Origin of the sequence: Pseudomonas sp. PvP009 (genome assembly GCF_017832995.1) — a bacterium.
Lineage (GTDB): Bacteria > Pseudomonadota > Gammaproteobacteria > Pseudomonadales > Pseudomonadaceae > Aquipseudomonas > Aquipseudomonas syringae.
In genome coordinates this window covers 1,276,477-1,299,864 of record NZ_JAFIBG010000001.1, presented here as the reverse complement: position 1 = coordinate 1,299,864, position 23,388 = coordinate 1,276,477, and the positions used below count along the sequence as shown (strand labels likewise).

Here is a 23,388-nt window from a genome sequence, read left to right as displayed (position 1 = left end):
AACGGGGTCAGGTACACAGATGGAGACGATTAAAGGGTCAGGCAATGTCCCGAAGCTCGCGGCGCAGAATCTTGCCCACCGGGGTCATCGGCAATGAATCACGCAGAACGATCTGCCTGGGCACCTTGTAGCCGGTGAAATTCTCTTTGCAGAAGGCCTTGAGCTCTTCGATGCTCAGCCCCGGGTCTCGCGCCACCACGAATAGCTTCACGGCCTCCCCTGAGCGCTCGTCCGGCACGCCGATGCAGGCGCAGTTGGCGACTTTAGGATGAGCCATGACCACGTCTTCGATTTCGTTGGGGTAGACGTTGAAACCGGACACGATGATCAGGTCTTTCTTGCGGTCGACGATACTGACGAATCCGTCAGCGCCAATCACGGCAATGTCACCGGTCTTGAACCAGCCTTCGGCATCCAGGCATTCGGCCGTGGCATCAGGCTGGTTCCAGTAGCCTTTCATGACCTGCGGCCCCTTGATGCACAGCTCGCCACGCTCGCCGAAAGGCAACTCGATGCCATTGTCATCGATGACTTTCATGGCGGTGCCGGGCACGGGAATGCCCACGGTTCCCAGGCGCGCCAGAGTGCCGTAGGGATTGGCACTGGCAACAGGCGATGTTTCGGTCAGGCCGTAACCTTCGACGATCGTGCAGCCGGTGATCTGCGCCCAGCGCTCGGCCGTGGCCTTGACCAGTGCAGTGCCACCGGAGTTGGTGCTTTTCAGCGCCGAGAAATCCAGATTCTTGAATTCCGGATGGTTCATGAGCGCCACGAACAGCGTGTTGAGTCCGATCATGGCAGTGAAACGCCACTTGCCCAGCTCTTTGATGAAGCCGCCGATATCGCGAGGGTTGGTGATCAGGATGTTGTGATTGCCGCTGATCATCATGCACATGCAGTTCGCCGTGAACGCATAGATGTGATAGAGCGGCAGCGGCGCAATCATCACCTCTTTGCCTTCTTCAAACAGCGATCCGCCTTGCGGACCTTGCTGGCGCATGCAGGCATAGACCTGTTGCATGTTGGCGACCAGATTGCCATGGGTGAGCATCGCGCCCTTGGCCAGGCCCGTGGTGCCACCGGTGTACTGCAGAACGGCAACATCCTGCAGACCTCGCGGTACGACCTGCATGCGGCTGTCGCGCCCCAGGCGCAGCGTTCGCTTGAAGCCGACGGCCTGAGGCAGATGGAATTCAGGGACCATCTTCTTGACCTTGTCGACAATGGTATTGACCAGCCAGCCCTTGGCAGCCGATTGCATGTCGCCCATTTTCACTTCGATCAGGTATTCGATGGCCGTGTCCGGCAGCACTTCCTGCACCAGCTTGCCGAACAGATTGAGATAGACCAGCGCCCGGGCGCCGGAGTCCTTGAATTGATGGCGCATCTCGCGCGCGGTGTACAACGGGTTGGTGTTGACCACCGTCAGACCGGCACGCATCGCACCGAATACGGCGATCGGGTACTGCAGGATATTGGGCATCTGTACGGCAATGCGGTCACCCGGCACCAGTTGCGTGTGCTGCTGCAAATACGCGGCGAAGGCGGCGGAGTGACGCTCAAGTTCCGCGTAGGTCAGCGTCACGCCCATGTTGCTGAACGCAGGTCGGTCGGCGAATTTCCTGCAGCAGCGCTCAAACACCTCGACGACCGATTGGTAGGTCTGCAGATCCACCTCGGCGTCGACACCCGCCGGACGCTTGTCATCCCAGAAGTCAGCTTGCATTATTTTTATCCCTTTTCCCTGCATAGGTCTGAGCGGACGTTAGCAGTTAAAGCACCTCAGGCAAATCATCATCCGGGCCTCATCAGCAGCATGAATCTTGTCTCTGTTCAGACTGAAATCTGTCGCCAGCGATACACTGCGCACGGCAATCGGGCTGGTAAGGACACCTGCCCGATAGCGCAGTAGCCGTATTCACACGACGTTTGCTTATTATTTGCCTTGAATGTGATCCGGGGAGCGCCAGCAAGCGTCTGAATGATCTTGTCCGCGCATTGGCGGCGACAGGTCATCAAGTGTTACAAATCAAGGCCAGGTCGGGTTGCACGAACCGGCGCGCTTCAATTCATTTTTATTGTCAGGACAGCCACATGACTCAAGTCACCAACACGCCTTACGAAGCCCTTGAAGTCGGTCAGACCGCCAGCTACAGCAAGACAGTGGAAGAGCGTGATATTCAGCTGTTCGCCGCGATGTCTGGCGACCACAACCCGGTCCACCTGGACGCCGAATACGCCTCCAAGACCATGTTCAAGGAGCGTATTGCCCACGGCATGTTCAGCGGCGCGCTGATCAGTGCGGCGGTTGCGTGCGAGTTGCCTGGCCCCGGCACCATCTATATCGGTCAACAGATGACCTTCCTCAAGCCGGTAAAACTGGGCGATACCCTGACGGTGCGCCTGGAAATCCTGGAAAAACTGCCGAAGTTCCGCGTGCGCATCGCCACCCGCGTTTTCAATCAGAACGATGAGCTGGTTGTAGACGGCGAAGCCGAGATTCTCGCCCCGCGCAAGCAGCAGACCGTCGACCTGACCGTATTGCCCGAGATCACTTTCGGCTGATACCGCGCACGGGCGTGCGCCACGCAGCGCGCACGACCGACCGACTCGCCAGTGGCCTGAACAAAAATTCATGATGCACCCGGAACTGCTTTCCTGCGCTTTCCACTCAGGGAACCAGTAGCACTCCCTATCCGGATCACGAATTGTTCATCCCACAGGCGGGGAAATCAGCCATGAATACGATCAACAGAAACTATTACCCCGTCTCCGGGACTTCTGCGCAGGATGCTCCGGCGCAGACCGATCAACTGCAGCTTCAAGGTCAGGGCATCAAGCCGGGCCACAATAGCAACCTGATCGACTTCGGCCTGACACAGCAGGCCAATGGCCCGCACTCTTCGCTGAATACACTAGGCTCCAGAGTCCAGCCGACTGACACGAGCACGTCTTCAAACATGCTGGGTGGCAACGGTGAGCAGGTACTGAACAAACTTGTGCAAGCGATCCGCAACATCCTCAACAACCTGCTCTCTCTGCTGGAAGGCAATCTACAGAACGGCTCTGGGCCTGCACAGACTCAACGCGAACAGACGCCGACACTCGCTCAATCGCCCTCGTCCTCGTCCTCTTCCTCGTCGCCTTCGACACCTAAGGGCAACGCAGAAAAACCCTTTGTGGTGCAGAACGATCACCCTTCAGAAAAACCTGTATCACTGCAAAAAAATACAGAGCCGACGCCCGCTGCGCCGCCACAAACAGCAGCCCGGACGGCCGAGCGAAGCAGTGTCACTCCAGACAAGACACCCGCCAGGCCCGATGCGGTAAACCCGGCAGTGGTCAATGACCCTGCCCTGCCGAAAACCTCGACGGACACCACCAAGACCGATAACACGGTTAAAGCAGCGAAAACCGTGACCCCGGCAGCGCATGGCCAGGGCGCGGACATGTCCGGCATCGTAGGTTTCGCCAAAGAGGCCAACACCACCGGCGGTAACGGTGGCGAAGTCGTTACGGTCAATACCGTGGCGGACCTCAAGAAGTACATGGAGGACGATAAAGCCCGCACCGTCAAACTGGGGGCCAATCTGTCTGCCGACAGCAAAGTGACTATCAACTTTGGCGCCAACAAGACTCTGCTCGGCACCGACAAGGGCAACAGTCTGCACAACATCTACCTGGCCAGCGGCAAGACCGCCAGCAATGACATCTTCCAGAACCTGAACTTCGACCACGACAGCCGTTATCGCGAAAACGGTGACATGCAGATGTTCATCAGCAGCGGTCAGAAATACTGGATCGACCACAACACCTATTCAGGCACCAAGGATCAGAACGCCAAAGGTCTGGACAAGCTGCTCTATGTCGGCGGGACGGCAGACAACGTCAGTCTGACCAACTCGAAATTCCAGAACAACGAATATGGCGTGATTCTCGGTCAGCCGGACGACTCCGCTCAAGCCAAGGCCGAGTACAAGGGCTACCCGCGCATGACCATCGCCAACAATGTGTTCAGCAACCTTGATGTTCGGGCACCCGGCCTGATGCGGCATGGCGATTTTGACGTTTACAACAACTCGATCGACAACTTCCATCTTGGCTTTACCGCGACAGGGGATGCGACCATCCTTTCGCAGGCCAACTATTTCAACAAAGGCGTCAATGTGTCCGATAAGCCGAGCAACGCCGGCGTGCTGGATGACTATGGCGATGCGCACTTCAAGGACATCGGCAGCAATGTCAGCTTCACCCAGAAGTCAGCGGTGACCGCCTGGACGCCGAGCTATCAGCGCGACATCAAGACCGCCGAAGCCGCCAGAGCCTATGACCTGACCCATGCCGGCGCCAACACCGTGAGCTGATAGCCCACGGCGCTCGATGCAGGGCGTGGCATGCAGACGAAAAAAAGGGCGACCGAAGTCGCCCCAAGTGCCTTGCGTGCTCATTGAATGCAGATAGGCGCGTGTCCGCCTACAGCGCATTCGATGAAGAAGACTAAGGCAGCGTGCATAAAGGCGAGTTGATCCAGATCAGCTGTTGCTGAACCAGACTGATCAGATCAAGGGTATGGCGGCTGGATCAGCGCTTTTTGGGCTTTTTGCCGGACTTTTTCTGCTTGCCCAACGGCATGGCCTGCTCGAAGGCATTGCGCACTTCATTGAGGCGCTTGTCATTCAGATCGTGGATACGCTTGGCGCGCTCGGCGCCCAGGTCGATCAGTTGTGCGTCGTCGCTCATGGCTTGCGGTTCTCGAACACGGGAAATCAGGGCCAATAATGCTCAATCGCAGCAGCCTTGGCCAGTCCCGTGACCCGTACAGACATGGGCGGTGCAGCGATCAGATCTGAATATCCACCCAAAGCCCCTGACGCGGCTCGTCGTCGATGAGCGGCACGACGGGTACGGTATTGTCGGCGTTCAGCGAATCACCCGGAACCACCAGCCCCACGTATTCCTCGGCTTCTCCGCCGCCATGAGCCTGCTGCTGTTGCTGCTGGCGCTGTTGCTCTTCACGCAACAGCAACGCGCTGCGTTCAGTATCTTCATTGCGCAGGTCGATGGAGGTCTCGCTGGAGCTCTGCTGCACCGGCGCGACAGGTGGAATGTCCGGCATGCGTTTGGCCGGATCCAGCTGTGATGTCACTGGCACCACACTTAACGGAAGCATAGGTTGCAGCATGGTTTTATCTCCTCTTACCGGGGTGTCGGCCGTGCACGAGGCAACTTGAACCGGGCTGAAATAGCCAGTGATGGTTTATAAGATCTTTTTTGACTCCTCTCAGTGAAATAAGTGTCATGGAACCAAAAATTCGATAGGTTCCGGCGCTGACCATGAGTTTTTTCACGCTGCCTTTGGCCTTCGGGGCGCGTTCCGTTAACATACTCAGCTTTTTCAAGCGGGAGACAGGCAGCATGGCGCAGCAGTATCAACCGGGGCAACGCTGGATTAGTGACAGCGAAGCCGAGCTGGGTTTGGGCACCGTTCTGGCACAGGACGGCCGCTTATTGACCGTGCTCTATCCGGCCACTGGCGAAACACGTCAGTACGCACTGCGTAACGCGCCGCTGACCCGCGTGCGCTTCTCCCCTGGCGATGTGATCACGCACTTCGAAAACTGGAAAATGACCGTTCGCGAAGTCGACGATGTCGATGGCCTGCTGGTCTACCACGGCCTGAATGCGCAGAACGAAGTGGTCACGCTGCCGGAAACCCAGTTGTCGAACTTCATCCAGTTCCGCCTGGCGACCGATCGTCTGTTTGCCGGCCAGATCGACCAGCTGTCATGGTTTTCGCTGCGCTACAACACGCTCGAGCACACCAGCCGTCAATTGCAGTCCTCGCTCTGGGGCCTGGGTGGCGTGCGCGCACAGCCTATCGCCCACCAGTTGCACATCGCTCGCGAAGTCGCGGACCGCATCGCGCCACGCGTTCTGCTGGCCGACGAAGTGGGCCTGGGTAAAACCATCGAAGCCGGTCTGGTGATCCATCGCCAACTGCTGTCGGGCCGCGCCAACCGCGTACTGATCCTGGTTCCGGAAAATCTGCAGCACCAGTGGCTGGTGGAAATGCGTCGCCGCTTCAACCTGCAGGTTGCGCTGTTCGACGCCGAGCGTTTCATGGAAAGCGATGCCGGCAACCCGTTCGAAGACACCCAGCTCGCGCTGGTTGCCCTGGAATGGCTGGTCGAAGACGAAAAAGCCCAGGACGCCCTGTTTGCGGCGGGCTGGGACTTGATGGTAGTTGACGAAGCGCACCACCTGGTCTGGCACGAAGACAAGGCCAGCCGCGAATATTCGTTGGTCGAACAGCTGGCCGAAGTCATTGCGGGCGTACTGCTGCTGACCGCGACGCCGGAACAACTGGGCCAGGACAGCCACTTTGCCCGTCTGCGCCTGCTGGACCCGAACCGTTTCCACGACCTCAAGGCCTTCCGCGCCGAGAGCGAGAACTATCGCCCGGTGGCTCAGGCCGTTCAGGAGTTGCTCGACAAAGGCAAGCTGTCCGCTGCGGCGCAAGAGACCATTCACGGCTTCCTGGGTGCCGAAGGCGATTCGCTGCTGGCCGCGGTGAATACCGGCGACGAAGAAGCCAAATCGCGTCTGATTCGCGAACTGCTCGACCGTCATGGCACCGGCCGCGTGCTGTTCCGCAACACCCGTGCCGCGGTGCAGGGCTTCCCGGAGCGCAAGCTGCATCAATACCCGCTGCCCTGCCCTGTCGAATACCTCGAATTGCCGGTCGGCGAGCACGCCGATCTTTACCCGGAAGTCAGCTTTCAGTCGCAATCGGAAGTCAGTGAAGAAGAGCGCTGGTGGCGCTTCGACCCCCGCGTCGACTGGCTGATCGATACCCTGAAAATGCTCAAGCGCGTCAAGGTGCTGGTGATCTGTGCCCACGCCGAAACCGCCATGGACCTGGAAGATGCGCTGCGTGTGCGCTCCGGTATCCCTGCAACGGTTTTCCACGAAGGCATGAACATCCTTGAGCGCGACCGTGCGGCGGCCTACTTTGCAGACGAAGAGTTCGGCGCCCAGGTGCTGATCTGTTCGGAAATCGGCAGCGAAGGCCGCAACTTCCAGTTCTCCCACCATCTGGTCCTGTTCGATCTGCCGTCGCACCCGGACTTGCTGGAGCAGCGTATCGGGCGTCTGGACCGGATCGGCCAGAAGCACACCATCGAGCTGCACGTCCCGTTCCTGGAAACCAGTCCGCAGGCCCGCCTGTTCCAGTGGTATCACGAAGCGCTCAATGCGTTCCTCAATACCTGCCCGACCGGCAACGCCCTGCAGCATCAGTTCGGCCCGCGCCTGCTGCCGCTGCTGGAAAGCGGTGACGACGACGAGTGGCAAACCCTGATCGATGAAGCCCGCAGCGAACGCGAGCGCCTGGAAAGCGAACTGCATACCGGTCGCGACCGTTTGCTGGAACTCAATTCCGGCGGCGCTGGCGAAGGCGAAGCGCTGGTCGAAGCGATCCTCGATCAGGACGATCAGTTCAGCCTGCCGATCTACATGGAAACCCTGTTCGACGCGTTTGGCATCGACAGCGAGGACCATTCGGAAAACGCCCTGATCCTCAAGCCGAGTGAAAAGATGCTCGACGCCAGCTTCCCGCTGGGCGACGACGAAGGCGTGACCATCACCTACGACCGCAATCAGGCGCTGTCCCGCGAGGACATGCAGTTCATCACCTGGGAGCACCCGATGGTGCAAGGCGGCATGGATCTGGTGCTGTCCGGTTCGATGGGCAACACCGCCGTGGCGCTGATCAAGAACAAGGCACTCAAGCCGGGCACCGTTCTGCTGGAACTGATCTACGTCAGCGAAGTGGTTGCGCCGCGCTCGCTGCAGTTGGGGCGTTATCTGCCGCCTGCCGCGCTACGCTGCCTGCTCGACCCGAATGGCAACGATCTGGCCAGCCGTGTGTCGTTCAACACGCTCAATGATCAGCTCGAAAGTGTGCCCCGTGCCAGCGCCAACAAGTTCATCCAGGCACAACGTGACCAACTGACCCCGAGGATCAACGCGGGCGAAGAGAAAATCACGCCGAAACACGCAGAGCGCGTTGCCGAAGCGCAGCGCCGTCTGGCAGCCGATACCGAAGAAGAACTGGCCCGCCTGACGGCATTGCAAGCGGTCAACCCGACCGTGCGCGACAGTGAACTGGTGGCTCTGCGCGCGCAACGTGAACAGGGTCTGGCCATGCTTGAAAAAGCGGCCCTGCGTCTGGAAGCGATCCGGGTACTGGTCGCAGGCTGAGGGCCGGTTACACACCCACCTGCCACGCGATATACGCCCCCCTATCATGCCCATGCTCCGCATGGGCATGCCTTTCCGGACGCTCTGCGTCCTCCCAAGCATAGAGTCCAGACGCGCCAGCCATCACTTTGATGCCAAATTGGCACCTCGTGTATTGGCAGGATGTAAACAGCTTCTATACTCAGCCTAGAACGCCAGGCCTTCAGCCTTGGCGCCCTTGCAGTGAGAATAGGGCAAGCTATGGATTGGCTGGGTTTGAACGTATTCGCTGACCCACCAGCGGACGTGCAATTGTTGATCGACTGTAGTCACAACCTGTTTCTGGTCGCGCTTGCTTACGGCGTGGCCTGTGCTGCGTGCTTTGCCACGCTGGACATTGCGGACCGTGTCATCCAGGTCGACGCCCTCAAAAGTCGTCGCCTCTGGAAAGCGCTGGGCGCGCTTTGCCTGGCCGGTGGCGTATGGGCGATGCATTTCATCAGCATGCTGGCCTTACAGGCCCCCCTCAAAATCGCCTATGACCTCTCCATCACGCTGATTTCCCTGCTGATCGTATTGATCACCGCATTGGTGGCCATGCGAGCACTGACCATCCCCGAGCTGACCTTGAAGCGCTGTCTGATCAGCGCGGTGGTGATGGGGATCGGCATCAGTGTCATGCACTACCTGGGCATGTCGGCCATGCGTTCCACTGCCACGCAGTACTACGAGCCGCGGATGTTTGCCCTGTCGATTCTGGTGGCGGTTCTTTCCAGCATTGCGCTCCTTACCCTGTCCCGGCACTTGCGCCAGTACAGCGGCATGTTTCATCAGATGTTCCGTTACGCGGTCAGCCTTTTGCTGGGCGCAGGCCTGCTGACCATGCACCTGATGGGCATGAAGGCGCTGCGGCTGGTAATACCGGAAGGCGTTGCGCTGCACGGCCCCACTACCGAAAACAGCCAACAGCTGGGGCTTACCATCGCGGCCATCGCCCTGCTGATCATCGCCGGCAGCATCAGCGCAGCAATGGCCGACAAGAAACTGCAAGGCAAGGAGCATGACCTGCAACGGGTCAATGTGCTGCTCAGCCAGCTTGATCAGGCACGCGTCTCGCTTCAGCAGGTTGCACATTACGACCCACTGACCAACCTGATCAACCGTCGCGGCTTCAATCAGATCTTCGCCGAGAAGCTGCAGGAGCACACCTTCAACAAAGGCATGCTTGCGGTGATGTTCCTTGACATCGACCACTTCAAGCGCATCAACGACAGCCTGGGCCACGACGCGGGTGACGAGCTGCTCAAGGTGATCGCCGAGCGCATCCGCAGCGCTACACGTGCCCAGGACGTGGTTGCGCGTTTCGGCGGCGACGAATTCTGCATTCTGCTGAGCATTCCGGACTACGAAGAGGCAAGACATCTGGCTCATCGAGTCATGCACAAAATGAAGGAGACCATCGCGCTGGCAGGCAGGCGTATGGTCATGACCACCAGTATCGGCATTGCCGTGTTCCCGCGTGATGGCTCGACCTGCGATGAGCTGCTCAAGCACGCAGACCTCGCGCTCTACCAGTCAAAGGACAAAGGGCGCAACGGCGTCAACTTCTTCAACCCGGCTCTCAAGACCAAAGCCAGTCTGGAACTGCAACTGGAAGAAGAACTGCGCAATGCCTTGCGCGAGGGGAAGGGGCTACAGGTGTATTACCAGCCTATTGTCGACATGCGCACTGGCCACGTTGCCAAGCTCGAGGCGCTGGTACGCTGGAATCACCCGCACCACGGCCTGCTGGTACCCGCACGCTTCATCAGCATTGCCGAGACTAACGGCCTGATTGCCGAGCTGGATAACTGGGTGCTGCGCCGCGCCTGTCACGACCTGCGCACTCTAGGCCAGGAAGGGCTGGAACAGCTGATCATCTCCGTCAACTGTTCAGCGCTGACGCTGGGCCGCAACGAACTGGTCGAAGAGGTTGAACGGGCGCTGGCCGATGCTGACGCGGCACCTGGACAGCTTGAACTGGAGGTGACCGAAAATGCCTTGATGGGCAACATCAGCAACACCATCCAGATGCTCAAGCACATTCGCAGCCTGGGTGTTTCACTGTCGATTGACGACTTCGGCACGGGATACTCGTCGCTCGCCTATCTCAAGCGACTGCCACTGGACACGCTGAAGATCGACCGTTCGTTCATTATCGACATTCCGCAGTCCCCGCAGGACATGGAAATCGTTCAGGCAATCCTCGTCATGGCGCATACGTTGCGCTTGAAAGTGGTGACCGAAGGCGTCGAAACCCAGGATCAACTGGAGTTTCTCAGGCAGTTTGGCAGTGATTACGTACAAGGTTATCTGTTCAGCAGGCCCCAGCCGCTGGAGCGCATCCTGCCTCTTGCCAGACAGATGAACCAGCGCGAGCCCACTACCCGCTGGTCTGCCCTGCCACAACAGCACAGCGAGGAGTCGGGCAGCGAAACACCAGCCATTCCGGATGTGTTTGCCGAACTGCGTGACAATGACGATTTCGCCAGTCCCAGACCTGTCCGTACCTGAGGGGGCGGCGCACGGCTCCATCGTCTAAAGAAACAGTGCAGCCCGCGGAACCGCTACCTCCAAGGTGGGGTTTTACGCTACGCGGGCTGCCGAAAAGTTACCTTCCAACTCACTCCGGAAAACCGCGCGGCACCTGACTGGTGCGCAAATCAATCCTGCGCCCTGTTTTGAATCAAAACCCAAGGTGCCACTACTACAGCCCAGAGCAGCGGATCTGTCTCCACCAGCTCAAGCGCCTTGGTTTCAGACACCTTGCCAACCCGACCCTCAGCCAACCATGCAGACACCCTTGCTGCATCATTTTCGGCCACCGCCTCGGCGACTTCGATCAAATCCAGAGGCAACTCGACCCACAACAGGGCACCCTTGGCAAAGAATGGTTGCAATTCAGTCCAGGTGATTGATGCCGTTTCGCCAAGCAGTTTGGCATAGAGGGTGCTAGGTTCTTGCGTCATGGGTTTCACCAAAAAGAAAATCGGCGCAATGATAACGCCGAGTTTCCCACCGGCAAGCCCAGAAGCAGGCGATTTATCGCAGGGAAGTGCAGATAACCCTATGGATCTGAAGTGATTTCAGACGCTCAAGCGGTTCGATTCTGTAACTTTCTTTCGATTAAGCGACACCCACAGGTTTGTCCTCAGACGCCCGGCTTTCCAAGCCAGCGAACCGCGCTCTAAACTGTTCCGGTACAGTTGGCGGCGTGGGACAACCGGTGATCGAATCGGTCCTGGAGCCTTGGCCATCAGGATTATAAAAACTACAACGCAAGAGTGGAGCATCATGACTAAGGGTACCAATAAGCTTTCAAGGCTGTTTGCCGCACTGGTTATGGCGGGGGTTGCCAGCCATTCGTTCGCAGCTGACACCATCAAGATCGGCATCGCCGGTCCCAAGACCGGCCCTGTCGCCGAATACGGCACCATGCAGTTCAATGGCGCCAAGATGGCCATCGAGCAGATCAACGCCAAAGGCGGCGTAGATGGCAAAAAGCTTGAAGCCGTCGAATACGATGACGCCTGCGATCCGAAACAGGCCGTTGCGGTCGCCAACAAAGTGGTCAACGACGGCGTGAAATACGTGGTCGGTCACCTTTGCTCCAGCTCCGCCCAGCCAGCCTCCGACGTTTACGAAGACGAAGGCATCATCATGGTGACCCCGGCTGCCACCAGCCCGGAAATCACCGCGCGCGGCTACAAACTGGTGTTCCGCACCATCGGTCTGGACAGCGCCCAGGGTCCGGCCGCCGGCAACTACATTGCCGACGTCGCCAAGCCGAAAATCGTTGCAGTCATCCACGACAAGCAGCAGTACGGCGAAGGTATCGCAACAGCCGTCAAGCAGACGCTGGAGAAAAAAGGCGTCAAGGTTGCACTGTTCGAAGGCATCAACGCTGGCGACAAGGACTTCTCGTCGCTGATCGCCAAGCTCAAGCAGGCCAACGTCGACTTCGTCTACTACGGCGGCTACCACCCTGAGCTGGGCCAGATTCTGCGCCAGTCCAAGGAAAAAGGTCTGAACGCCAAGTTCATGGGCCCTGAAGGTGTCGGCAACGAGTCGATCTCGCAAATCGCGGGTGATGCTTCGGAAGGCCTGCTGGTCACCCTGCCAAAATCCTTCGACCAGGACCCGGCCAACCAGGCACTGACCGAAGCCTTCAAGGCCAAGAGCCAGGACCCGAGCGGCCCGTTCGTGTACCCGTCCTACTCCGCCGTGCAGGTCATTGCTGACGGCATCGCTGCCGCCAAGTCCGAAGACACCACCAAGGTGGCCGCTGCCATCCATGCCGGTACCTTCAAGACGCCAATGGGCGAGCTGAGCTACGACGAAAAAGGTGACCTGAAGAACTTCCAGTTCGTGGTCTACGAGTGGCACTTCGGCAAACCCAAGACCGAAGCCGCCAAATAAGCTGCTTGCGTCAACCCTCAAAGCCCACTGCCAGCGCAGTGGGCTTTGTTTTACGAATCCAGGCCCGTACGCACGTTTCGGCGACCCGAACGGCATGCACGAGGCCCCCTGAAAATCTTAAAACCGTCAATAGCGGTTCCTTGATAGCGCAACAGGCTACGCATCGACAGAATGCCACCCCGGCGCAGGTCAGAGAAATGCAGATCAGGTTTTTAGGAGCGCGGTAAATGCCCGAGTTATTCCACTACATGCAGCAGCTGGTCAATGGCCTGACCATTGGCAGTACGTATGCATTGATCGCCATCGGTTACACGATGGTGTACGGCATCATCGGAATGATCAACTTCGCCCATGGCGAGGTGTACATGATCGGTTCCTATGTAGCTTTCATGGCCCTCGCCGGTCTGGCGATGCTGGGGATTCACAGCCTGCCGTTGCTGATGATTGCCGGTTTTGCCGCTGCGATCATCGTGACCAGTGCCTACGGATACAGCATCGAGCGCGTGGCCTACCGTCCGTTGCGCAACAGCAACCGTCTGATTCCACTGATTTCCGCCATCGGCATGTCGATCTTTCTGCAGAACTCGGTCCAGCTTTCCCAGGGCTCGGGCAACTTCGCCATCCCCAACCTGCTGCCCGGCAGCCTCTCGTTCGGGCCCGGTGGCGCAGAGGAAGTGCTGATTTCCTACATGCAGATCGTGGTGTTCGTCGTCACCCTGGTGGCCATGACCGGCCTGACCCTGTTCATCTCCCGCTCGCGAATGGGCCGCGCCTGCCGCGCCTGCGCCGAGGACATGAAGATGGCCAATCTGCTGGGCATCAACACCAACAACATCATCGCCCTGACCTTTGTGGTCGGTGCTGCACTGGCCGCCGTCGCCGCCATGCTGCTGAGCATGCAATACGGCGTGATCAACCCCAACGCCGGTTTCCTCGTCGGCCTGAAAGCCTTCACGGCTGCGGTACTGGGCGGTATCGGTTCGATCCCGGGTGCTGTGCTCGGTGGCCTGGTGCTGGGCGTCGCCGAAGCCTTCGGTGCCGACATTTTTGGTGATCAGTACAAGGACGTCGTGGCTTTCGGCCTGCTGGTCCTGGTGCTGCTGTTCCGACCGACCGGCATTCTGGGTCGTCCGGAGGTTGAGAAAGTATGAGCAAGTCTTTCAAACAGGCGCTGTTCAGCGCCTTACTGGTCTGGGCCGTGGCCTACCCGGTGTTCGGCCTGAAACTGGCCTTTTCCGGCGTCACCCTGCAAGTGCAGAACGCCAGCCCGCTGACCCTGACCATCATTGCCGTGTGTTCGGTCCTGCTGTTTCTGCGCGTATTGTTCGCCGAGCAGATCAGCGGCCTGCGTCGCGGCTCCGACAAACCGCTGATCCCGCAAAAAACCAGCGACTTCCTGACCCAGCCGAAAACCCAGCGCTGGGGCCTCGCGGCGCTCATCGTACTGGCCTTCATCTGGCCATTCTTCGGGTCGCGCGGTGCGGTGGACATTGCCACGCTGATCCTGATCTACGTGATGCTCGGCCTCGGCCTGAACATCGTGGTCGGCCTGGCAGGTCTGCTTGACCTGGGCTATGTGGGTTTCTATGCGGTCGGCGCCTACAGCTATGCCCTGCTGTCGCATTATTACGGGCTCGGCTTCTGGATCTGCCTGCCGATCGCGGGATTGATGGCGGCGCTGTTCGGATTCCTGCTGGGCTTTCCGGTGTTGCGTCTGCGCGGCGACTACCTGGCCATCGTGACGCTGGGGTTCGGCGAGATCATCCGTATCTTCCTGCGCAACCTGACCGATATCACTGGCGGTCCGAACGGCATCAGCAACATCGAAAAGCCGACCCTCTTCGGTCTGACCTTCGAGCGCAAGGCCGCTGAGGGCATGCAGACCTTCCACGAGTTCTTCGGTCTGCCGTACAACTCGATCAACAAGGTCATCTTCCTCTACCTGATCGCCCTGCTGCTGGCACTGGCGGCGTTGTTCGTCATCAATCGCCTGCTGCGCATGCCGATCGGACGGGCCTGGGAAGCCTTGCGCGAAGACGAAATCGCCTGCCGCGCACTGGGTCTGAACCCGACCGTGATCAAGCTCTCGGCCTTCACCCTTGGCGCTGCGTTCGCAGGTTTCGCGGGCAGCTTCTTTGCTGCACGTCAGGGTCTGATCACTCCGGAATCGTTCACCTTCATCGAGTCGGCAATCATCCTCGCCATCGTGGTGCTGGGTGGCATGGGCTCGCAACTGGGCGTGATTCTGGCGGCGATCGTAATGATCCTGTTGCCTGAGCTGATGCGTGAGTTCAGTGACTACCGCATGCTGATGTTCGGCGCGCTGATGGTGCTGATGATGATCTGGCGTCCACAAGGCTTCCTGCCGATGCAGCGCCCCGAAATGAAATTGAAAGCGGAGCTGCCGAAATGAGCCGCCCATTACTGCAAGCCACTGGCTTGAGCATGCGTTTTGGCGGCCTGCTGGCGGTCAATGGCGTTGCCCTGACGGTCAATCAGGGGCAGGTTGTGTCGATGATCGGCCCCAATGGCGCCGGCAAGACGACAGTTTTCAACTGCCTGACCGGTTTCTACCGGCCGAGCGCAGGCACGATTCTGCTGGACGGTGAGCCGATCCAGGGCCTGGCTGGCCACCAGATCGCGCGCAAGGGTGTGGTGCGTACGTTCCAGAACGTGCGCCTGTTCAAGGAAATGACCGCCGTGGAAAACCTGTTGGTTGCCCAGCACCGGCATTTGAACACCAACTTCCTGTCCGGCCTGTTCAAGACGCCCGCGTTCCGCCGCAGCGAACGTGAAGCCATGGACTACGCCGAGCACTGGCTGGAAGCGGTCAACCTCAGGGAATTCGCCAACCGCCCTGCCGGGACGCTGGCCTACGGTCAGCAACGCCGCCTGGAAATCGCCCGCTGCATGATGACGCGTCCGCGCATTCTGATGCTCGACGAACCGGCAGCGGGTCTGAACCCCAGGGAAACCGATGATCTGAAAGCACTGATCGGCGTGTTGCGCAGCGAGCACAACGCGACGGTCCTGTTGATCGAGCACGACATGAAACTGGTGATGAGCATTTCCGACCACATCGTGGTGATCAATCAGGGCACGCCTCTGGCCGATGGCACCCCGGAACAGATTCGTGACAATCCCGATGTGATCAAAGCCTACCTGGGGGAAGCGTAAATGCTGCAGTTCGAAAACGTTTCCACCTTCTACGGCAAGATCCAGGCGCTGCACAGCGTCAACGTGGAAGTACGCCAGGGTGAAATTGTCACCCTGATCGGCGCCAACGGCGCGGGCAAGTCCACCCTGCTGATGACCCTGTGCGGCTCACCGCGCGCCCAAAGCGGCAGTATTCGCTACATGGGCGAGGAACTGGTCGGGCTGGAGTCGTCGATCATCATGCGCAAGAGCATTGCCGTGGTGCCGGAAGGCCGCCGGGTGTTTGCGCGTCTGACCGTTGAAGAGAACCTGGCGATGGGCGGCTTCTTCACGGAAAAAGAGGATTATCAGGAACAGATGGACAAGGTCCTGCACCTCTTTCCCCGCCTCAAGGAACGCTTCAATCAGCGCGGCGGCACCATGTCCGGCGGCGAACAGCAGATGCTGGCCATTGGTCGTGCACTGATGAGCAAGCCCAAGTTGCTGTTGCTGGACGAGCCTTCACTGGGTCTGGCGCCGATCATCATCCAGCAGATTTTCGAGATCGTCGAACAGCTGCGCCGCGATGGGGTGACGGTATTTCTGGTCGAACAGAACGCCAACCAGGCCCTGAAAGTCGCCGACCGCGCCTACGTACTGGAAAACGGCCGCGTGGTCATGCAGGGCACAGGCGAAGAACTGCTGGTCGATCCGAAAGTGCGGGACGCGTATCTGGGCGGCTAAGCTCACATAACGGCCCGAGAGGCCGAAACGGTTTTGCAGGCGCGAATCGGGCGACGTTTCGCTTGTTCGCGAAGGCGTTCGTTTAAACGACGTATTTTCGTCGAACAAAACGGCCCTTTCGCGAACAGGTTCGCTCCTACGGTCAGCGTCAAACCTGAACGATAGTCGAAGCCACTGCTCGCGCGATAAGCATCCCGACCCTTGTGATGCACCTCCAGTCTGAGTAACGTGGCGGCACTTGTCTGGAGACCACATCATGTTCGCTGCCCGTTCCGTCCTCGTATTTGCTCTTCTACCATTGTTTGCCGGGTGTCAATTGCTCGGTAAACAGACCGAGGAACCGAAGGTTTCCACGGCGGGCATGCTCCGTATGCAGGGCGACCTGACCGGGGAAAACGGCCAGTTGCTGTTCAAGCCGTGTAACGAGCAGCGTCGCTACGTGGTCAAGGATCGCGGCAACACCGGCATTCTGCAGGAAGCGGCCTCGCTGGCGGACAGCAAAGGCACGGTGTTTGCCGATCTGCGCGGCAGCTTTGCCGCGAGCAAGGCGGCCAACAGTGACGGTCAGCTGGACCTGCATCAGCTGTACCGCGTCGAACGTCCCGGCCAGGCCTGTGAAGACCTCAATTTCAAACGTCTGACATTGCACGTCAATGGCAACAAGCCCGCCTGGAACGTCAATGTCAGCGGCAAGGGCATGGTTCTGGAGCGCGAGGGCGTTGCGCCACTGGCGCTGCCCTACGTGGAAGAGAAGCTGCCGGACGGCAGTTTCAGCGTCAGCAGCGAGGCCAACAATCAGCGCATCGAGATCTGGGTTGCGCCACAGCGCTGCGTCGACAGCGTCGACGGCTCGGTGCAACACCTCACCGCAGAACTGCGCATAAACGGCCAGGCCCAGCGTGGCTGCGGTTATTACGGCGGTTCACGCGACGACTGATCGCTCAGGCTCGCCGCCAAAGGGGTTCAGCGCTTATAATCGCCGGTTCTTGTAGTGCTGTCGGGCTGAACCTGCGGCCCGAAAACTGGACCCCTTAATGTTACGAATCACCGAACTCAAGCTGCCGATCGATCATCCGGAAGAAGACCTGCGCGTTGCGCTCTTGAAGCACCTGGGTATCGACAGCGGCGAACTGCTGGACTTTACCCTCTTCAAGCGCAGCTACGACGCGCGCAAAAAGTCTTCCGAGCTGTGTTTCATTTACACCATCGACTTCCAGGTCAAGGATGAAGAAGCACTGTTGCGCAAGCTGGCCGATGACCGCCACGTCGGCCCGGCACCTGATGTCAGCTACAAAGTCGTCGGACACGCTCCCGAGGGGCTGACAGAGCGCCCGATCGTCGTGGGTTTCGGACCCTGCGGTATTTTTGCCGGGCTGCTGCTCGCGCAGATGGGCTTCAAGCCGATCATCCTCGAGCGCGGCACCGAAGTTCGCCAGCGCACCAAGGACACCTGGGCGCTGTGGCGCAAAAACGTCCTCAGCCCCGAGTCCAACGTACAGTTCGGCGAGGGCGGTGCCGGGACCTTTTCCGACGGCAAGCTTTACAGCCAGATCAAGGACCCGAAATTCATCGGCCGCAAAGTGCTGCACGAATTCGTGAAAGCCGGCGCCCCGGAAGAAATCCTCTATGTCAGCAAGCCGCATATCGGCACGTTCCGCCTGACGGGCGTGGTCGAGAACATGCGCCATCAGATCGAAGCGCTGGGCGGCGAAGTGCGCTTTCAGCAGCGTGTGACCGACGTGATGATCGAGGACGGCCAATTGCTGGGCGTGCAGCTGGACAGCGGCGAACAGCTCGCGTCCCGGCACGTGATTCTGGCGCTGGGCCACAGTGCCCGCGACACCTTCCGCATGCTGCACGGCCGTGGCGTGTTCATGGAAGCCAAGCCGTTCTCGGTGGGCTTTCGCATCGAACACCCGCAATCGTTGATCGACCGCGCACGACTGGGCAAATACGCCGGTCACCCGAAGCTCGGCGCAGCCGATTACAAGCTGGTGCATCACGCCAGCAACGGCCGCTCGGTCTACAGCTTCTGCATGTGCCCTGGCGGCACGGTCGTGGCAGCCACGTCAGAGCCCGGCCGAGTGGTCACCAACGGTATGAGCCAATACTCACGCAACGAGCGCAATGCCAACTCGGGCATCGTGGTCGGTATCTCGCCGGAACAGGACTATCCTGGCAGCCCGCTGGCCGGTATCGAGTTGCAGGAGCGTCTGGAATCTCACGCCTATCTGCTCGGCGGCAGCAGCTACGAAGCGCCTGCGCAACTGGTTGGCGACTTCATTGCAGGCAGGGCCTCGACGGCTCTGGGCAGCGTTGAACCGTCCTACAAGCCGGGGGTGAAGCTGGTGGACCTTGCCGAGGCCCTGCCCGCCTTTGCCATCGAAGCGATTCGTGAAGCGTTGCCTGCGTTCGACAAGCAGATCAAAGGCTTCTCACTGCACGACGCTGTGCTGACTGGCATCGAAACCCGCACCTCGGCACCGCTGCGCATCACCCGCGGGCCGACTCTGCAAAGCCTGAACACCAAAGGCCTTTACCCGGCCGGTGAAGGCGCTGGCTATGCGGGCGGGATTCTCTCGGCTGGTGTGGACGGCATTCGGGTGGCCGAAGCGCTGGTGCGCGACATGCTGGGGATCGAGGGCTGAGCCCAGGCTGACTATCGTTATACATAAGCCTTGTGGGAGCATTCACGCCTGGCAATAAAAAACCCCGAGCATTGCGGCTCGGGGTTTTGCTGTGCGGTGTTGCAGATCAGTGGGTAACGCGGCTGGTGCCATTGACGCTCATGATGCGCACACGCTCGCCGACCCGGAAAATCTCGTTTTCCTGAACCTGCTGCACGTAGGCACGCATGCTGCCGTCATCCTCACGCACGGTGATTTCGACACCTTGCGTACGGGTCAGGCCTTCCTCGGTCGCCGAACCCAGCAGACCACCGGCCACTGCACCGATGACCGCTGCCACGATACTGCCGCGACCGCCACCGATAGCGCTGCCGCCCACACCACCAACAACGGCACCCGCCGCGCCGCCGATCGGGGTCTTGGTGCCCTCGATCTTGACCGGACGCAAGGATTCGATCGTCCCCATGCGAACTGTCTGTACGGTCCTGGCCTCATCACGGGAATAGGAATCACCGGTCAGATTCGAGGTACAGCCGCCCAGCGTCAGAGCCATGGCAGTGAACGAAGCAACCAGAAGAGCAGACTTGCGCATAAAAGGAATCTCCAGAGGAATCAGTGGCCATTAGACTACCCGACAAAGGTGCTGTCACGGCCCCGAGCCTGCAAATTAAATTGATTCAGGCCTCATACAGCCATAACCCGTATAACGCTCAGACGATTGGCCAAACGAATAATTCAATCAGGGTGCAAGGCGCTCGCGTGTCCATCTGTCGTCTATCAAACGATAGTTCAAACGGTCGTGAAGTCGACTGGAGCGGCCCTGCCAGAACTCGATCCGCTCGGGCAAAAGACGGTAGCCACCCCAGTGCTCGGGGCAGTGTGGCTGGGTGTCTGCGAAGCGTTGTTCCGTCTGTCTGATCAGGCCTTCCAGTTCGTCGCGATCCGCGATCACGCGACTCTGTGGCGAGGCCCATGCACCCAGACGGCTGCCCAGAGGGCGCACCTGGTAATAAGCGTCGGACTCCTGCGCAGAGACTTTCTCCACCCGACCCTCGATACGCACCTGGCGCTCCAGTGTCGGCCAGAAGAAGGTCATCGCGGCAAATGGACGTGCAGCGATCTGCTGGCCCTTGGCGCTTTCGTAGTTAGTGAAAAACGTGAACCCCTGAGTGTCCAGGCCCTTGAGCAGCAAGACGCGGCAATGTGGACGTCCTTGTTCATCAACCGTCGCCAGTGTCATGGCGTTAGCCTCGACAGGCGGCTGCTCGGTGTTCACCGCGTCGGCAAACCATGCATGAAAGAGTGCAAAGGGCTCGTCCGGCGATTGCGCTTCGGTCAACCCGTCGCGGGTGTAATCACGGCGCATGTCGGCCAGGGTCTGAGTCATGGTTTCATTCCTGCGCAGATATCATGAACGTTAGCTAACTCTCGTTACGAGGCTCGGCGCTCGCCGTTATCACACATTCGTTTTTGATTCTGGCCGAAGGCCGTGGGAGCGAACTTGTTCGCGAAGACGGTGATTCAGACGATACGTTTCGCAGACTGTACCGGCCTTTTCGCGAACAAGTTCGCTCCCACGCCCTCCGGGCAGAAGCCTGAAAGCCTTGTTTTTCAGGCTATTCAGGACTTGTGCACAACGCAAAGCGCGGAGCGTGGAGACGAAAGTCGTGAGGTAACCAGGCCTCAGTTACTGGCCTGGCTGTCATCTTTCTTGGCGGGCGCCTTGGCCTTGGTCGCTGCTGGTTTTTTAGCTGCTGCGGTGGTCTTGGCTGGCGCGGCCTTCTTGGCGGTGCTGGCTTTGGCCGGTGCAGCTTTCTTGGCGGTGTCTTTCTTCGCAGCGGCTTTCTTGGCAGGTGCGGCGGCAGGTGGCGGGGCAACCGGCTTGACGTCCTGGGTAGCGACCATCGTCGGCGCCACTGGCGGCAGTGCGTAGCGGCTCATCAGCGCCCGCATGGTGTCCTGCGGCGTCATGAGAATCTCGACCCGGCGGTTGAGCGCACGGCCCTGCAGGCTGTCGTTGGCAGCGCGCGGCATCACGGCACCCATGCCACGCTGGCTCAGACGGTTACGCTCCAGGCCACTGAGACGGAAAATCGCGGCAACCGATTGCGCACGTTCCTGGCTGATCTTCTGGTTGGCTTCGGTAGGACCCGAAGTGTCGGCATGACCGAGAATCAGCACGGCAGTTTTCTGATCGCCTTCGACCACCTTGGCCAGACGGGTGATCGGACCCAGCGTGTTCGGCAGCAGCATGGCCGGACGGTCAGGGTTGAACGAGCTGTCGACTGGCGCGGTGATTGCCAGCAGGTCTTCGCGACGCTCCAGCTGGAACGGGCTGTCCTTGATTGCAGCGCGCAGGCGCGGCTCGTACTCGTCCAGCCAGGCCTGGGTCACTTTCGGATCAGGCATCGCCAGCGCTTTCGGCTCGTCCTTGGAGGAGTCGTTGCCAAACGGCCACCACCACTTGGTGTCGGTCTCCGATTTGGCAACCAGCGCCGGCGCAGCGGGCTTGGCTGCCGGCTTGTCGGCCACGGCATCAGGTTTGGCCTGCGCGTTATCGTTCGAACCGAACGGCCAGTACCACGGCGCGCTGTTTTCAGCACCTGCCGCAGGTGCCGGCGTGGCAGCAGCCTTGGCAACCGGAGCGGGCGCCGGGCTCGATGCCGGGGCCTTGGCAGCGGTGCCTGCGTCAGCGGAGTCGCTGCCGGAACCGAACTGCCACCAATGGCCTCCGGTTGCAGCAGAGTCGGATTGTGGGGTTTGGGCACAGCCGGTCACGGCGATGCACAGGGCGAGAACGAGGCTTTTATTAGACGACATGGGTAACCCGCAACGGTTTTGATCAGACAGAAGGACGTAACTACGCCGGTATAACATGCATAAAGATGCAGTTGGAAAAAGAAACCGTCGTACGGTTCCTGTTACAGCCATTTAACTGACAGTCGGTATGAAACAAGCACTTATAGCCGATACTTACTGCAAACACTCACGCAGAACCCCGACCAGTTTCTGCGCACGTGGGTCCATCAGAATGTAGGGCCCCAAGGTGTTGGTAACGAAGCCAAAGGCAACCTCGTCATCAGGATCGGCGAACCCTACCGAGCCGCCCGCCCCCGGATGGCCAAAGGCTTTAGGCCCCAGGCCGTAGGTCGCGTTGGCAACGCCCGGCTGATCGAGCATGCAGCCCAGCCCCAGACGGGTCGAGGTCAGTAATGTCTTGTCCTGACCGAGGCTGTGTTCCCGGGTCAGCTCATTGAGCATGTCGGCTTCAAGCAGGCTGCCATCGAGCAGACCGTTATAGAAACCGGCGAGACTGCGTGCATTGCCGTGGCCGTTGGCCGCCGGTTGCTGCATGCGGCGCCACTCCGGCTTGTTGGTGCTGGTCATGATCGACGGCGGGTTGGTGAACGCCTTGGCAGTGATCGAAGCCGGCTCGCGCATCGTCGCCTGCAGCACGCGTTGGGCAGCGTCGTCACCAGCATTGCCTTTGCCGCGCGCGATGTGGGCCACGCGATGAAACTGGTCATCCTGCAGCCCGACATGAAAATCCAGCCCCAGCGGGCGGGCGATACGCGCAGCAATGGATTCCCCAGGGCCTCGACCATCGGCGCGGCGCAGCATCTCGCCCACCAGCCAGCCATAGGTGATCGCCGCATAACCATGCCCCTGACCCGGTGTCCACCAGGGTTCTTCGGCTGCCAGGGCGGCGGTCATGGTGTCCCACTGGTAAAGCGCTTCCGCAGGCAATGGCTCACGCAACGCGGGCAGCCCGGCCTGATGGCAGAGCAATTGGCGAAGCGTGATGGAGGCCTTGCCCGCCGCGGCGAATTCGGGCCAAAGCCTGGCCACGGGTTCGTCCAGCTTCAACTTGCCCTCTTCGACCAGTTGCAGAACCGCCACGCTGGTGAAGGTCTTGGTGCAGGAGAACAGGTTGAGAATAGTGTCGGTGTGCCACGCTTCGGCACCGTCCTTGTCGGCAGTGCCTGCCCACAGATCGATGACGGTCTGGCCACCAACCTGAATGCACAAGGCGGCGCCGCGCTCCTGCGGGTCGTCAAAGAGCGCCGCAAAGGCTTCACGTACTGCTTCGAATTGAAGTTCGTAATGACCCTGGATCTGCAACGGCTGACTCCTGACTGACAACATGAGCCTGGCGACAGGCTAAACGGGCCGTATTGTTTCA

General features: G+C 59.7%; 19 protein-coding genes and 1 pseudogene. 12 read left to right on the top strand and 8 right to left on the bottom strand.

Features of this window, described 5'->3' with window-relative positions; translation table 11 throughout:
- Positions 1 to 37: 37 nt before the first annotated feature.
- On the bottom strand, positions 38 to 1,726 hold the full coding sequence (gene fadD2 / locus JOE29_RS05770) for a long-chain-fatty-acid--CoA ligase FadD2 (RefSeq protein ID WP_210078990.1): 1,689 nt from the start codon (positions 1,724 to 1,726) through the stop codon (positions 38 to 40).
- Between the two features lie 368 nt (positions 1,727 to 2,094).
- Between fadD2 and JOE29_RS05765 the strand changes: the two genes are divergently transcribed.
- Complete coding sequence (locus JOE29_RS05765; RefSeq protein WP_003314447.1) at positions 2,095 to 2,565, top strand: MaoC family dehydratase; 471 nt, start codon at positions 2,095 to 2,097, stop codon at positions 2,563 to 2,565.
- Between the two features lie 173 nt (positions 2,566 to 2,738).
- On the top strand, positions 2,739 to 4,364 hold the full coding sequence (locus tag JOE29_RS05760) for a type III helper protein HopAK1 (RefSeq protein ID WP_099315112.1): 1,626 nt from the start codon (positions 2,739 to 2,741) through the stop codon (positions 4,362 to 4,364).
- Positions 4,365 to 4,581: 217 nt separating this feature from the next.
- Here the strand turns inward: JOE29_RS05760 and JOE29_RS05755 are convergent, their stop codons facing one another.
- Both JOE29_RS05755 and JOE29_RS05750 read right to left on the bottom strand, forming a co-directional pair.
- Positions 4,582 to 4,740 carry a hypothetical protein gene (locus tag JOE29_RS05755; protein WP_011268687.1) on the bottom strand — a complete coding sequence of 53 codons (159 nt, stop codon included), beginning with the start codon at positions 4,738 to 4,740 and terminating at the stop codon, positions 4,582 to 4,584.
- 100 nt (positions 4,741 to 4,840) lie between these two features.
- Entirely contained in the window at positions 4,841 to 5,182 is a 342-nt protein-coding gene (locus tag JOE29_RS05750; protein WP_003348204.1) for a hypothetical protein, read from the bottom strand.
- Between the two features lie 233 nt (positions 5,183 to 5,415).
- Here JOE29_RS05750 and rapA point away from each other — a divergent pair, with 233 nt between their 5' ends.
- Positions 5,416 to 8,262 (top strand): RNA polymerase-associated protein RapA, encoded by a 2,847-nt coding sequence (rapA, locus tag JOE29_RS05745; RefSeq protein ID WP_046271181.1) that lies wholly within the window; start codon positions 5,416 to 5,418, stop codon positions 8,260 to 8,262.
- A gap of 240 nt (positions 8,263 to 8,502) precedes the next feature.
- On the top strand, positions 8,503 to 10,794 hold the full coding sequence (locus JOE29_RS05740) for an EAL domain-containing protein (RefSeq protein WP_210078978.1): 2,292 nt from the start codon (positions 8,503 to 8,505) through the stop codon (positions 10,792 to 10,794).
- Positions 10,795 to 10,943: 149 nt separating this feature from the next.
- Here JOE29_RS05740 and JOE29_RS05735 read toward each other — a convergent pair whose 3' ends face one another.
- Complete coding sequence (locus JOE29_RS05735) at positions 10,944 to 11,249, bottom strand: DUF2288 domain-containing protein (protein ID WP_003393364.1); 306 nt, start codon at positions 11,247 to 11,249, stop codon at positions 10,944 to 10,946.
- Here JOE29_RS05735 and JOE29_RS25380 point away from each other — a divergent pair.
- The 8 genes and pseudogenes from JOE29_RS25380 to JOE29_RS05700 form a co-directional block, all read left to right on the top strand.
- Positions 11,248 to 11,499: pseudogene (locus JOE29_RS25380) on the top strand (hypothetical protein); the annotation flags it as partial. The gene JOE29_RS05735 and the pseudogene JOE29_RS25380 sit on opposite strands and share 2 nt — an antisense overlap.
- A gap of 75 nt (positions 11,500 to 11,574) precedes the next feature.
- Complete coding sequence (locus JOE29_RS05730; RefSeq protein WP_003425596.1) at positions 11,575 to 12,699, top strand: branched-chain amino acid ABC transporter substrate-binding protein; 1,125 nt, start codon at positions 11,575 to 11,577, stop codon at positions 12,697 to 12,699.
- 227 nt (positions 12,700 to 12,926) lie between these two features.
- Positions 12,927 to 13,850, top strand: a complete 924-nt coding sequence (gene livH / locus JOE29_RS05725; RefSeq protein ID WP_003314436.1) for a high-affinity branched-chain amino acid ABC transporter permease LivH — start codon at positions 12,927 to 12,929, stop codon at positions 13,848 to 13,850.
- Entirely contained in the window at positions 13,847 to 15,112 is a 1,266-nt protein-coding gene (locus JOE29_RS05720) for a high-affinity branched-chain amino acid ABC transporter permease LivM (RefSeq protein ID WP_003314435.1), read from the top strand. The genes livH and JOE29_RS05720 overlap by 4 nt, the downstream gene beginning before the upstream one ends.
- Entirely contained in the window at positions 15,109 to 15,876 is a 768-nt protein-coding gene (gene livG, locus JOE29_RS05715; protein ID WP_003314434.1) for a high-affinity branched-chain amino acid ABC transporter ATP-binding protein LivG, read from the top strand. The genes JOE29_RS05720 and livG overlap by 4 nt, the downstream gene beginning before the upstream one ends.
- A complete protein-coding gene (locus tag JOE29_RS05710) occupies positions 15,877 to 16,578 on the top strand; it encodes an ABC transporter ATP-binding protein (protein ID WP_003314433.1) in 702 nt (233 codons plus the stop codon). It begins immediately after the preceding gene.
- Positions 16,579 to 16,834: 256 nt separating this feature from the next.
- A complete protein-coding gene (locus tag JOE29_RS05705; protein ID WP_003314432.1) occupies positions 16,835 to 17,515 on the top strand; it encodes a membrane protein in 681 nt (226 codons plus the stop codon).
- A 97-nt stretch (positions 17,516 to 17,612) separates the two neighbouring features.
- On the top strand, positions 17,613 to 19,226 hold the full coding sequence (locus JOE29_RS05700; protein ID WP_024684620.1) for an NAD(P)/FAD-dependent oxidoreductase: 1,614 nt from the start codon (positions 17,613 to 17,615) through the stop codon (positions 19,224 to 19,226).
- Positions 19,227 to 19,332: 106 nt separating this feature from the next.
- Here the strand turns inward: JOE29_RS05700 and JOE29_RS05695 are convergent, their stop codons facing one another.
- The 4 genes from JOE29_RS05695 to JOE29_RS05680 all read right to left on the bottom strand — a co-directional run bounded on the left by JOE29_RS05695 (position 19,333) and on the right by JOE29_RS05680 (position 23,327).
- Entirely contained in the window at positions 19,333 to 19,797 is a 465-nt protein-coding gene (locus JOE29_RS05695) for a glycine zipper 2TM domain-containing protein (RefSeq protein ID WP_003314430.1), read from the bottom strand.
- A gap of 147 nt (positions 19,798 to 19,944) precedes the next feature.
- Complete coding sequence (pdxH, locus tag JOE29_RS05690; protein WP_003363512.1) at positions 19,945 to 20,592, bottom strand: pyridoxamine 5'-phosphate oxidase; 648 nt, start codon at positions 20,590 to 20,592, stop codon at positions 19,945 to 19,947.
- A gap of 296 nt (positions 20,593 to 20,888) precedes the next feature.
- The gene (locus JOE29_RS05685; RefSeq protein ID WP_210078968.1) at positions 20,889 to 22,025 is read right to left on the bottom strand and encodes an OmpA family protein; all 1,137 of its coding nucleotides are present in this window, start codon (positions 22,023 to 22,025) and stop codon (positions 20,889 to 20,891) included.
- Positions 22,026 to 22,178: 153 nt separating this feature from the next.
- Positions 22,179 to 23,327 carry an EstA family serine hydrolase gene (locus JOE29_RS05680; protein WP_032659788.1) on the bottom strand — a complete coding sequence of 383 codons (1,149 nt, stop codon included), beginning with the start codon at positions 23,325 to 23,327 and terminating at the stop codon, positions 22,179 to 22,181.
- Positions 23,328 to 23,388 lie beyond the last annotated feature (61 nt).